Here is a 12,939-nt window from a genome sequence, read left to right on the forward strand (position 1 = left end):
CAGGTATATTCCACGTGGTGTACAAGCAAATGTAAGTGCTTTCATACTTGAATAATAATCGCTCCTATATCCCTTGTCAATAGTGAATTTGTAAAATTGAAAACGTTTTTTAGAAAACGTTTTAGATAAAAAAAGAACCCAGATATTCTGGGTTCTTTTTCGTTTTAGATTTGAATTGCTAAACGTTTATTTAGCCTCTTCACCGCTCCACAATTGAACACGGTTTTGAACGAGTTCTGTATATTGTTTCTCCATATCCTCTGCTCCTGCTTGGTTCACTTCTGCAATCATGCCATCATAGATTGCATCAAACTGTTCAGGAGTACTCAGAATGGCTTCCGGGATACGTTTCCGAATGATATCCTGTGTTTTCTTGAAGATGACGTTGTAGTTGGAGTCACCTGGTGTTGGCAGATTGTATGCTGCTCCCCATGGTTTGATTGGGAACTCGTCTTCACTCGGGAACAGATCTTTCCACGTCGTAGCACCGTAAGCTTTGAGTGTTTCTTTCTCTGCATCGGAATATGCTGCCACGATCTGTTCAGGGAAATTCGTAGTGTAGTAGTTATCCGTTGAATCCTTCACACCGTCTCCATAGTGACCGGACAGATTGGTGTACAGTCCAATACCCGTTTCTTTCTGGAATACGGCTGCATTATTGGTTTTCTGATCCAGAATGTCGGCAGGAATGACACGTTTGCCGTCCTTCACTTCGTACTGTTTGCCCTCAATTCCCCAGTTCATCAGCACTTGCCCTTCTTCAGAAGCCAGGTAATCGAAGAATTTAATCGTACGAACCGGGTCAGGATTCGATGTTGTAATCCCTACACCCCAACCGGATACAAAACCAGGGTCTTGGTAGGCATGATCCTTGATATCCTCGGACAGGGTTACCGGGAAGTGTGAATACGTTGCTTCATCCTTGCCCGCAGATTTCAGTGCATTTTCTGCATCGGAATAACCCCAATCCTGGTCAATGACACCCAGAACACGTCCACTTGCAATTTTGGATTTGTATTGGTCTGTTTTCTGGATGAAGCTATCCTGATCAAGCAGTCCCTCATTGTACATATGGTTCAACCAGCGGAAGTACTCTTTTTCCTCTGGACGTTTGTAATGCAGACTTGCTTCATACGTCTCTGGATCAATGTAGTATTCACCATCATCCGGAGCTCCTGTTGCCTGGAAGGCAGGGTTCGTTACCGTAATCATGATTCTCCAATCATCCGCGTCCAGTGTTAACGGGATCGTTGGCTGACCATCAATTGTTGGGTGTTTCTCTTTGTACGCCTTCAGTACATTCTCGTAATCCTCAAGTGTACGCACTTCCGGGTATCCGAGTTCTTTCAGTACACGATGCTGAATCCCAAATCCACCACCTGCATCAAAGTACTTCTGGTCTACCGCATAATACGTCGGCAGCACATAGATAGCCTGATCCTCATTACTGTATTTCAACCGGTCCATGTAATTACCATACAGCTTCTTCAGATTGGGAGCATATTGGTCGATCAGATCTGTCAGATCGAGCATTGCTCCGGCATCCACCAGTTTGCTGAGTTCTCCTTTGGGGGAGACGATATCCGGATAGTCTCCACTCGCCGCCATTAAGGATATTTTATCTTGACCACCACTAACGGCAAACTCACCGTTAAGGGTTATCCCTGTTTTTTCCGTAAGGACTTTACCTACTTCATCCTTCATGCCATTCCAGTTCGGACTGGGGTCAACGCTGAAGAAATCAAAAGTAAGTGGAGTTGTCTCTGCGCTTGTATCCTTGAACGACGTATCACCGCCGCTTCCTCCACCGCAACCTGCGAGTAAAGACATTGCAAGCACTGGTGCCAGTGCAATCTTCATTTTGGAACTTGCCATAATGGTAATCCTCCCTGTTTCATATGTCTGTCTTATCCGGGACTTTTTTTGTCCCTGTCTATAGCTTCATGAACACCACACCGCAGCCCTATACGGTGAAGCGCAGACCAAATGGCTGCGCTTCGGGTATCCTGATGCTTCATTTGTAGATGTACGGCCGCTCTATGTGGCAGCCTGTACCCACTTGTTTAACCTTTTACTGCACCCAGTGTCATACCGCCAACAAAGTACTTCTGAAGGAACGGATATACAATGAGGATTGGAACCGTTACAACGATCGTAATCGCCATTTTGATCGATTCCGGTGAAATCTGTGTCATTTGCTGCGCCATATCATTGGCATTTCGTCCAGCACCTGAGCCTTGCTGTGTACTTTGCAATACTTTCATCAGCTCATATTGGAGCGTGGTCAAATGTGCCTTTGAACCATTATACAGGTACGTATCAAACCACGCATTCCATTGACCTACAGCCAGGAACAATGCGATGGTAGCAAGCACTGGTTTACACAGTGGCAAGATGATTCTGTAATAGATCGTAAAGTCATTCGCTCCGTCCAGCTTCGCGGATTCCTGCAATGAGTATGGCAGGCCATCAATGAATGAACGGATGATGAACACGTTAAATGCACTGATCATGCCAGGCAATACATATACCCAGAATGTACCGATCAGGTTCAAGTCACGCATCAGAATGTACACCGGAATCAGACCACCGGAGAAATACATCGTGAGCGCGAGTGTTGTGGAAACAAATTTTCTAAGTCCAAAATCAGGTCTGCTCAGTGTAAAGGCGATCATGGATGAACTGATCAATCCGAGCACGGTACCTACAAGTGTACGCAAAATGGAGATCTGCAAACCTTGTAACAATCCATCATATTGGAAAATCGTTTTGTAGTTCTGTAATGTGAATTCGCGAGGCCACAAGTAAATTCCGCCACGTACTGTATCTGTCGAGTTATTGAGTGAGATAGCTAGTACGTTAAGGAATGGATAAAGTGTTACAACCAGCACCATGGTCATCGCGAGGATGTTGAATATATCGAACAGTTTATCGCCCCGAGTAGCATTGAATGCTTTGTTCGCCATAATGTCGTCCCCTCCCTACATGATGCTTTCTTTAGTGAATTTTTTGAACAAGCCGTTCGCAGTAAACAGAAGGATGATACTGACAACGGAGTTGAATATACCTATGGCTGTACCATATGAGAATCGTCCCATATTCAAACCATAATTGAGCGCATATAAATCAAGGACTTCCGAGTAGTCTGTGACCAGACTGTTGCCAAGCAAGAACTGCTTCTCGAAACCGATACTGATCAGATGCCCAATTGACATGATGAAAAGTACAGAAATCGTGGTCCGTATGCCAGGCAGCGTAATATGCCACATCTGTCTCCAGCGGTTGGCTCCATCTACACGGGAAGCTTCATACAACTCATTGTCGATACCTGTAATCGCCGCCAGATAGATGATGGCATTCCAACCGGTTTCCTTCCACATATCTGAAGCGGTTACAATGTACCAGAACAAGTTCCCCTTGGCCATGAATTGGATCGGCTGATCAATAATGTTCAGGCCTACCAAAAGATCATTGATAATCCCTCCATCGGTGGAGAGCATCTTCGTAATGATCCCGGCTACAACAACCCAGGATACAAAGTGAGGCAGATATGATACCGTTTGCACGGCACGCTTGAAGAACATGCCTCTCATTTCATTCAGGAGAATAGCGAAGAATATCGGCACGATAAAACCGACAACTAGTCCCATCAAGCTCATTGCAAGCGTATTTCGAAGTACCAGATAGAAACGATCATCACTGAACAGCTCTACAAAGTGTTTAAAACCAACCCACTCTTGATCACCAAATGATCTGGCAGGTTTATAATTTTGGAAAGCCATCGTCCATCCCCATAGTGGCAGATAGTTAAATACGAAAACCCAAGCTACGAATGGCAATGACATGAGATAGAGATATTTCTGCTGTTTCATTCTGTCCCAAATTCCGTTCCGCCGATTCTTTAAAGGCGGTTTGGGGTCACTGCTTCTGTTCGCGGAAGCGGATTTTTTTGTTAGCGTTTCCATCTCCGTTCCCCCTCCTCTGTTTTATAAAATAATCATACTCGATAGAGCGTTTTCAAAATACCATCTGGATTTTAGAGAAAATCATATAAAAATTAGATATAGACATATATAATCAGACATTAATTCGTTAAAATCAGTGATAAATTCTACTTTTAAATGATATAAAAGTAATTTTAAGGAAAAATAATGTTCAAAGTGGTAAATATCGAAAACGTTTTATAGTAATCGTTTACTTCAATTACATGGCATACAAAAAGGACCCTTTCGGGTCCCTCTGATTACAATGTAAATTGAATGGTTTGCAGTTTAACGATGCCGAGTAATTGCGCTACGGATATGGAGGTTGCTGGACGGAATTGATCTCCATTCAGATACGCAAGCATCTCCTGAAATAAGTAGGCGGCTTCCGGACGCTTCATTACAGCCAGATTGGCAAACGGAAGTGAGGATATCAAAATCTTGCCCTTCCCTACTTTTGCCTCAAAGGCATAAGCGAGTCGTTTGGCCCGATAGAAATGGTCCACCACTTCGATCAGCGGCTCCACCCCGGGCAACGTATCCAAACATATCGCTGGTGTACCGTTCACCAAGTGATACCAATGCCAGTCCGAAGCCCCATCATGCGGGAAGGAGCCTAGTAGTGCTGGCCGATCTCTCAGATACATGCCCATCGTTGCACCAGGCTGTGTAGCAAACATCAGGTAATTCCAAAATACAGGCAGATACTTGGTCTCCACTGAATCATACAACCCTTCTGCGGTTGACTGTAGCCAAACACTTCCCCCGTTGACCACATAATCAACGACATTGGGTGTTAACGACTGAACGATAACCAAGTCAATCTCCCGATTTTTCAACAACTGAAATCCATCGATGCGATCTACACAATCATCATGCGCTTCACCCAGGAATGGCTTCAACTCTGCCACGGTATTCCAGAACCGATTCGAACCCGGATGAGACTCATAAAAAGGAAACGACCAGCCCTGCCATACATTCGCTACAGCTCTTTCCAAATCGCCTGATATCAGCTCCGCTTCGATCCGAAAAGCTGCTGCCCCTTCATGAGGAGCGGTAGCGACGATGCTTCCCAGTGACATGACAGACCCACATTGGATATCTCCGGTCTTCCATTCCCCTTCAGTAAGTATCACATCATCGCTTATTAACCTCCAATGAATAGTTGCGTCCTCAAGCGGATCTTTACCATAGTGAGAGATGCGCACATCGACATGAATAGGTTCTCCGGCGTAAAATGTACGCTCTTTACAACTTAACAACAGTACCATATCCGCATTGAACCGCATGAATTCTTCAGGTGTTGTAATGCCTTTGTCGTCCCAAAATACATCCAGAATGCCCGTCGTAGCATGTCCCTGCCCTGGAAAATCGCGAATGTCCAGAAGCTGTACACCCGCAGCGTCCGGTGTTCGCCGAATTCGCTCCATCGCTTCTTTTAAGGAACGTACCAGATGGGTACCACTGACCTGTTGAAAATGCTCCAGGTCCTCGATCATACCTTTGTTTGTTAACGATTCTTCAATCGGCCCTAACCAGCTAGGACGCAATACGCCAGTATACTTGGCTCGCTCTTGAGGACGCACATACATCGTGTATTGTGCATGCTCGTGCCCAATGACGGGATGTTCCGCAAGCCGGGTGACTGCATGATAATCCAGCGTGGTATCCGGTACAGCAGAATATGCGGATTCCAACGGGGGATGCCAGTTCAACGACTGAATATAATAATCACCTTCCCGGCCTTGCGCCGGAAGCTGTCCAAAACCTGTATTGTCCGTATATAAGCGGGTCGGGTCTGTATCCCTTGCCCTCGATACCAATGCATTGAGTTCAGGATGACCATTCGGACCAATAAGTTCATTCCCCATGGAGAACATGACGAATGAAGGATGTCTATGCAACGATTGGAGCAACCCATCCAGTTCTTGTGTCAGATAGGACAATACTTCAGCTGGCGCAGACTGATCCGATAGTTCAAAGAAACGAGACCAATGTGGAAGTTCTGCCTGTACCAACATGCCCGCTTCATCAGCCGCCTCCCAGAAAGGCTCCGGCGCGCTCCACCCATGCAGTCGGACATGATTGAAGCCATACGATCTAGCGATTCGTAATTGCTGAAGATAATGCTCCTTGTCCCAGACGGGATAACCCGTCAGTGGAAAGATACAGCAATCGACGTACCCGCGCAGATATACTGGTGTCCCATTCAATTCAAGCTGCTTCCCGTTTGTTGCAAAGGAGCGAACACCAAATGATTGCTCCAGCCGATCCAGTTCCTGTTCACCGTTACACAGACGAATCACTGCCTTGTATAATTCAGGGGATTCGTCCGACCATCTTGCGATAGAGTTGCCTGTCCCCAGTTCCAATCGCCACTGATCTATTAAAGCGTTGCTTTCAGTTACACCTGCTGAGCTTATATCCACATGCGCTTGAACACTCAGATTCACATTACAACTAGATCGATCAAGCCATGTGCCGTCTGGATGCTGGATATCCACATGTAATTGCATTGATCTGGCTGATTCATTTGAGGGAGCGCTTACAGTACAATCAATCAGAAGGGTTCCATTTTCAACATCTGGTTGAATCCGTAATGTCTGTAATCGGCATGGGGGCAGAATATCCAGATAAACACCACCTGTGATTCCCCCCCAGGCTGTGGCCGTATGCAATGAATGAATATGGCTACCAGCCAGCGGGAGTTTCATCGTATTATCCACGCAGATCTCCACCCGATTCACTTCTCCCTGCTTCACCAGAGAGGTAACATCCCACTTCTGTTGATTCAGCAGACTATCCTGCTGCCCGGCATACTGTCCATTGATCCAGAGATTCGTTGTCCATCGGACACCTTCCAATCTGAATACATAGTGACATCCGGGGTCGTCTGATGGAACATGCACATCCTGAGCATACCAGGCTGAGCCTTCATACTCGCGTACCTTGGTCCAGGTATCGAGCCTTTCGTATTCAGGCTCATCTCCGTATCCTTGCTCTTCCCATGAACCGGGAATCTGAATGGTCTCCCATGATGTATTTTCACACTGTGAAGGCGGTGATATCTCTTGTTCAACGAGTTCATCGGACTCCCGATCCAAACGAAACTGCCATGTTCCATTTAAGTTCAATGTATGACGTACAGCACTTGTATCAGACAAATTCATATCGTACAACCATCCCTTCATCTGGATTCTTGTAAATCCAGTCTAAGATGTGAAGCATTCCGTGACCATTGCTTATCATGGGAAGTGCATGGACAATATGATGAATCTGGAAATTTCTCAGAAATACCGAAAACGTTTTACACAATAGGCAAGGACAATGCCCAGCGCTCCGTACTTATTCCTCGTTTGTATCCGTAGCCGTTCCTTTCAACGATGATTGGGTTCTGGCCTGTTTGTAAGCGGAAGGGGATTCCCCTACATATTTCTTGAACTTACCGTGGAAGTAGTCCACATTTGCATACCCCACTCTAGCCGCGACCTGATGGACCTTCAGTCCTTCATCCAGCAATTCCTTGGCTTTTTCCATACGAACCTTGTCCAGAAATGCATTGAAATACTCTCCAGTATGATTCTTGAACAACTTGCCCAAGTAACTGCTGTTATAGTTAAACACTTCAGCAAGTACTTCGAGCTTGAGATTTTCGCCAGGGTTACGCTGGATAAATTCAATCATCTGTTTCAATACAGTATCCTTGCTTCCCCCACCCATACGTTGAATAAGTCGATTCAAATGTTCCGATGCCATGACTTTGAGATCAGACATCGTAAATTGATGATAGACTTCATTAATCAGAACCGAATGTTCCTGCATAATGGAGTGCATCTGTTGATTCGTCGCTGCAAGCTTGTTGAACGCCAGGGAAAATACCTGTGAGAACGCCGTCTTGATCGCTTGCTCTGTTCGGTGATATGGAACGAGGCGCTCTTCCATCTCACCCAGTACCCGCATAACGGACTCACTACTGCGGATGTCTAACGCATAATACAGCTTGTCCGCGAGTTCGTCCTCAACTGGCTCATGTGCTCCGTCCACAGCTTCAACTTCTGGCTTAACAACGCTTTCGCCTTCGCTGCCTTCAGTCCACAGCATGATACGTTTCTCCGTGAACAAAAAGCGTTCCCCGAGTAAACGATTCGCCTGCGTGTATGACCGCGCAATTTCAGAAGTGGAATGTACGGGTTCTCCTGCAGCACCATACATGTGAACCTCCCATTCTCCCAGCAGTCCTTCCAGCTCATCATACAGATTTCTTGCAGATGACTCGGATGTGATTGTTTCCTTACTTAACAGCCCCAGACCGGAATGGAACGAGAATACAATACCTCGGTCTTTCTGGTCAAATGCTTCAATCAGTTTGCGTTTCATTACACTTCCCCGCTGCAGGTCGGGGGCTACATGCATCTCAAGCAGCACAATCTGATAGTGAGGCCAGTGCAGCCCCAGGCTATCTTCTTCCATGCTACCCGCACCATCCAGACTGTCAAAGAGCAAAGCCTCGATCTGATGCTCCCGATAGACGGTATCTTCACCAGCATGACGTGCCATTGTCTCCCGTTCACGGGTCAGGATTGTAGCAATACGCTCCAGTTCACCAATAATCTCTTCTTCATCCACCGGTTTGAGCAGATAACCATCCACACCAAAACTGATGGCTTTCTTGGCATAGTCAAAATCCGCGTAACCACTTAATATCAAAAAGTGCGAATCCGGATGATTCCGGCGCACTTCTTCAATCACATCCAGCCCGGTCATACCGGGCATGCGAATATCAATAATCGTCAGATCAGGCTCCAATTCCTCAAACCGGGAGATGGCCTCACGCCCGCTGGCAGCTGTAGCAATGACCTGGAATCCATATTTTTCCCACTCGATAATGGTTGTCAGTCCCTCACGTATGCTCGGTTCGTCATCCACCAAAAACACTTTATACATGTTGGTCCCCTCCTGCTGGCAAAGTGAAAGAAACCTCTGTTCCTTCCCCATATACACTCTTAATCTGCAATCCATATGGCTCCCCGTACGTCAAGGTTAAGCGTTGATGTACATTACGCATGCCGATCCGACTCTTCTCCTGTTCCTCCGGTCCACAGATAAACTGCATCACCTCAGCCAGTCGTTCTGGCGTTATGCCTGCACCATTGTCATCCACACGGATCTGCACAATGTTCTCTACTAAACGAATACTTATATGAACACGGACTGTACCCTCTTTGTTCTCCAGACCATGGACAATCGCATTCTCAACCAAAGGTTGAATAATCAAAGGCGGAATGTACATCTTCTCCACCTCGGGATCGATATGGATCTGGAATGCAAGGCGGTCGCCGTAACGAAATTTCTGAATTTCCAAATAGGAACGTACCATTTCAAGTTCAGCCCGGAAGGTTGTTTTTCCACTGCCAATCTCCAGACTCTTGCGCATCAGCTTGCCCAACAGCCTGACGATGTTAGCAATCTCTGCTTCTCCCTTAATATGCGCTTTCATCCGAATGGACTCCAGTGCATTAAACAAGAAATGTGGATTGATCTGGCTCGCCATCATTTTCAGTTTAATCTCTTTTTGGGCGATTTCCAATTGATTGTTCTGTTCGGTCGCTTCTACCACCTGCGTCATGAGTTCATTGATACTTTTCACCATATAGTTGAACTGTCGTGACAGTTGCCCAATCTCATCGTTTCCATCAATCCGCGAAGTCACGTTCAGGTCTCCTAATGCCAGCTTGTTGAGGTGTTTACTCAGCCGGAGCAATCGGTTCGAAGTGAGGAACGAGATGATATATACGAATAATAGGGCGATAACCAGCACAAGGATAATGAAAATCATGCCAATCATGCTGACAGTGTTGGCGTCTTTGACGATATTTTTGGTGGCAAAAACCGAAATCACCTTCAGGCTATTCATGCTCGATCCAGGGCCCAACTCATCAATAACAATGTTGGATGGCTCCCCCCGAAAATCAGCTTCAATGGTGCCTTTTGCCTGATTCTGCAGATCAACGCCAAAATCAAGCTCGTCCAGCGTTTTCCCTACCAGTTCGGTATTCTTGGCTGCAACCACATAGCCTTGCTCGTCCGTAATCATCGTCTCGAATTGTTCCTGACGCAACAATCCATTCAGCTCATCCTGATTGATCACAATCATCAACACGCCCTCGGTCCGATATTCGGCAAAAGGTACTTTGCGCACCAAACTGAGCTTGTGTACAGGATTATCTTCCTTGTCCGGAATGTAGAACCACCCGATGCTGGTTGTTTTCAGTGCCTGTTGGTACCAGTAGCTCTCTTCCGTCTGCTTGTCTACCGGGATGAATTCGAGGTTGTTGATCAATGTTGGGTTAGTTGAGTAAAAACGAATGCCCGCTATCTCACGGTACAAACGCCTGTACTCCTGAAAGTCTTTGTATGCAAGATACGCTGAGGTTAACTCCACAACGCTCTTGTACCGCTTATTCACGATCTCCTTGAGATCAGCATTAAACATTAAAAGATTGGATATATCGGTTGGTACACGCAGCATGGTTGCCGTCTGGCTCTTGATCTTGTCCACATTGATGATCGTCTGTCCTATTGCATTATCCAGGGCTTGCTGGCGAAAATAACTGGTCACAGCAAGACCAACAATCAGGACCGGAATCATGACAACCAGTACATAGGAAATGAGCAATTTATGCTTTAATTTGAGATTATTAGTGGTTCGTATCAGCCTTTTCAACATGTCTGCACCTTCCGTCATCTGTATAAGCGCTTACATATAAACAGCAGGATCAGGATGTACTGTCCTCAGAATTAATCATACCACATAACCGCCAGAATTCGGATTGTCATTGCAATGGGTAATATATTGCCAGGCAAAAAGCCAGCCTGACCTCTAACAAAAGAGGCCGCCATTAACATGGCGACCGGGCTTACCGAATTATTTTCTACTGACGGAAGTTTAGTGACTCCTAGATGGGCGAAATCCATATCCTTTGGCACGCCATGCAACAATCAATGCCACCAATGTTAAAGCCAAGATGGCCCAGTTAAATGACGAAGCTCCCCATTGATTCAGAAGAACACCTCCCGCCATTCCCCCAAGGGCAATAGCCAGATTCCAAACGGTTGTATTAATCGGCATGACGAGATCCACACCTTGTTCCCCAGTAGCTTGAGCAAGTGCAGTCTGTAACAGGGTAGCCGCACCGCCAAATGTCAGACCCCACAGCGCAACAGAACCAAAGACGACAACAATGTGCTCACTCCAAAGACCTAATACCAGGGAAATCAAGGCAAAGCCCGCAAGGCTCATGAGAACCAGCATACGCAACCACCGATCAATGAAAATACCTGTAATCCAGATGCCCACCAATGCCATCAGGCCAAATACAAGTAAAATGAGTCCAACCTTGGATTCCAAACCAACATCGGCGAGAAAAGGAGCAATATACGTGTATAAAATATTATGAGCCAACATCCAGGCCAAAACGACAGTTAAAATGGGTATTACACCGGGGGTGAACAGTACTTGCTTGACAGAGATACGCTTATCCGCTGACTGCCCCGGATAGTCGGGTACTTTCCAGAGCACCCAGAAAATCAGTACAAACGCCAGCAACGACATCAGCCAGAACACTGAGCGCCAGCCCATAAATGAACCAAGCAGCGTACCTGCCGGAACACCAAATGATAAGGCAATCGGCGTTCCAATCATAGCCACAGCCATGCCTCTTCCCTTGAGATTATCAGGTACCATGCGTAATGCATAACCACCAATTAGGCCCCAGGAGACACCTGCTGCAACACCGGCCAAGAAACGAGCGAACAGTGTCAGTACATAGTTTGATGAGAGGGCAGTAATGGTGTTGAAGACAAGAAAACCGATAATAGACAGAAGTAAAAGCGGACGCCGCCGCCAACCCTTTGTCAGAACCGCCACAGGTATGGCAGCAACCAGCGACCCAACAGCATAAAAGGTGACAAGCTGCCCCGCCCCTGCCTCAGAGATCTGCAGCCCTTCTTTTATTTGCGGCAGCAACCCCGCAGGAAGTGTTTCGGTCATAATGGCTATGAAACCCGCCATAGCCAGGGCCAGCAACCCCAACCACGGAAAACGATGAGAAGATATATCCGACATCTTTGCAGCTCCTTTTAAGATAGTGTAGAACAAGTAATCGAATTATGGATCGATCATTCCTTATATTATTCAGACCGTCTCACCTTGTCAATGACTTTTGGATCGATTAGTATATAATTAAGAAAAAAGAGGGGGGAACTCTTATGGCAAGAACGGGACGTCCGCGCATTTTCGACCGGGATAAGGCCCTATTACAAGCGATGATGCTCTTTTGGGAGCAAGGTTTCGAGGCCACTTCACTACTTCAGCTTCGAGCAGCCATGGGGGATATTTCAGCAGCCAGCTTTTATGCAGCCTTTGACTCCAAAGAAGCCCTGTATAAAGAAGCAGTAGAACGATATATGGATACGTTTGGACGTGTGACGGAAAGTTTCTCGGATCTCACGCTGTCACCCAGAGAAGCGATCGAAACCACATTAAGAAGTACCGCAAAAATGCAAACAGACAGTACACATCCATCTGGCTGTTTAATTGTGCTGTCAGCCAGCACATGTTCTTCCAAAAACAATCATATCCGTGACATTGCCGCTGAGAAAAGAAAGCTGACTCGCAACCGCCTGCAGGATTGCATCCAGCGTGCTGTGGATGTCGGTGAAATTCCTGCTTCCACGAATTTACACATGCTGACCACCGTATTTGATACCTTTATGCAAGGCATATCTACACAAGCCCGCGACGGTGTTCCTCATGCAACGATCGATCAGGCTATCACGGAATTCATGGGCATCTGGAACCTTGTTCAACATCCAGCCTGACTTAAACCTACGAACTTTTGATAGGTTAGAAAAGCCAAAAAAAGGCACTCCCACGATTGGAAGTGCCTTCTCAGTA

At 46.3% G+C, this 12,939-nt stretch carries 8 protein-coding genes; 1 reads left to right on the forward strand and 7 read right to left on the reverse strand.

Annotated features, from left to right (window positions below; genetic code table 11):
- Positions 1–186: 186 nt before the first annotated feature.
- The 7 genes from MKY87_RS11290 to MKY87_RS11320 form a co-directional block, all read right to left on the reverse strand.
- Complete coding sequence (locus tag MKY87_RS11290; protein ID WP_340964467.1) at positions 187–1,875, reverse strand: ABC transporter substrate-binding protein; 1,689 nt, start codon at positions 1,873–1,875, stop codon at positions 187–189.
- Positions 1,876–2,063: 188 nt separating this feature from the next.
- Positions 2,064–2,966: a carbohydrate ABC transporter permease gene (locus MKY87_RS11295; RefSeq protein WP_036606894.1), complete on the reverse strand. Its 903-nt coding sequence runs from the start codon at positions 2,964–2,966 to the stop codon at positions 2,064–2,066.
- A gap of 15 nt (positions 2,967–2,981) precedes the next feature.
- Positions 2,982–3,965: an ABC transporter permease gene (locus MKY87_RS11300; RefSeq protein WP_036606891.1), complete on the reverse strand. Its 984-nt coding sequence runs from the start codon at positions 3,963–3,965 to the stop codon at positions 2,982–2,984.
- A 278-nt stretch (positions 3,966–4,243) separates the two neighbouring features.
- Positions 4,244–7,174, reverse strand: coding sequence for a glycoside hydrolase family 2 protein (locus MKY87_RS11305; RefSeq protein ID WP_340964468.1), 2,931 nt, complete (start codon positions 7,172–7,174; stop codon positions 4,244–4,246).
- A 154-nt stretch (positions 7,175–7,328) separates the two neighbouring features.
- Positions 7,329–8,927 carry a response regulator transcription factor gene (locus MKY87_RS11310; protein WP_340964470.1) on the reverse strand — a complete coding sequence of 533 codons (1,599 nt, stop codon included), beginning with the start codon at positions 8,925–8,927 and terminating at the stop codon, positions 7,329–7,331.
- Positions 8,920–10,710, reverse strand: a complete 1,791-nt coding sequence (locus tag MKY87_RS11315) for a sensor histidine kinase (RefSeq protein WP_340964473.1) — start codon at positions 10,708–10,710, stop codon at positions 8,920–8,922. The genes MKY87_RS11310 and MKY87_RS11315 overlap by 8 nt, the downstream gene beginning before the upstream one ends.
- 219 nt (positions 10,711–10,929) lie before the next feature.
- The gene (locus MKY87_RS11320; RefSeq protein WP_340964475.1) at positions 10,930–12,108 is read right to left on the reverse strand and encodes an MFS transporter; all 1,179 of its coding nucleotides are present in this window, start codon (positions 12,106–12,108) and stop codon (positions 10,930–10,932) included.
- 143 nt (positions 12,109–12,251) lie between these two features.
- Between MKY87_RS11320 and MKY87_RS11325 the strand changes: the two genes are divergently transcribed.
- Positions 12,252–12,863: a TetR/AcrR family transcriptional regulator gene (locus tag MKY87_RS11325; protein ID WP_340964476.1), complete on the forward strand. Its 612-nt coding sequence runs from the start codon at positions 12,252–12,254 to the stop codon at positions 12,861–12,863.
- Positions 12,864–12,939 lie beyond the last annotated feature (76 nt).

The organism is Paenibacillus sp. FSL R7-0198 (genome assembly GCF_038000415.1).
In the GTDB taxonomy this organism is placed as follows: Bacteria; Bacillota; Bacilli; order Paenibacillales; family Paenibacillaceae; genus Paenibacillus.

What these genes read in the sequence shown, in the direction of transcription:
- MKY87_RS11305 (WP_340964468.1), bottom strand. Translation starts at nt 7,174, where the DNA reads ATGAAGGGATGGTTGTACGATATGAATTTGTCTGATACAAGTGCTGTA.
- MKY87_RS11290 (WP_340964467.1), bottom strand. Translation starts at nt 1,875, where the DNA reads ATGGCAAGTTCCAAAATGAAGATTGCACTGGCACCAGTGCTTGCAATG.
- MKY87_RS11295 (WP_036606894.1), bottom strand. Translation starts at nt 2,966, where the DNA reads ATGGCGAACAAAGCATTCAATGCTACTCGGGGCGATAAACTGTTCGAT.
- MKY87_RS11325 (WP_340964476.1), top strand. Translation starts at nt 12,252, where the DNA reads ATGGCAAGAACGGGACGTCCGCGCATTTTCGACCGGGATAAGGCCCTA.
- MKY87_RS11315 (WP_340964473.1), bottom strand. Translation starts at nt 10,710, where the DNA reads ATGTTGAAAAGGCTGATACGAACCACTAATAATCTCAAATTAAAGCAT.
- MKY87_RS11300 (WP_036606891.1), bottom strand. Translation starts at nt 3,965, where the DNA reads ATGGAAACGCTAACAAAAAAATCCGCTTCCGCGAACAGAAGCAGTGAC.
- MKY87_RS11310 (WP_340964470.1), bottom strand. Translation starts at nt 8,927, where the DNA reads ATGTATAAAGTGTTTTTGGTGGATGACGAACCGAGCATACGTGAGGGA.
- MKY87_RS11320 (WP_340964475.1), bottom strand. Translation starts at nt 12,108, where the DNA reads ATGTCGGATATATCTTCTCATCGTTTTCCGTGGTTGGGGTTGCTGGCC.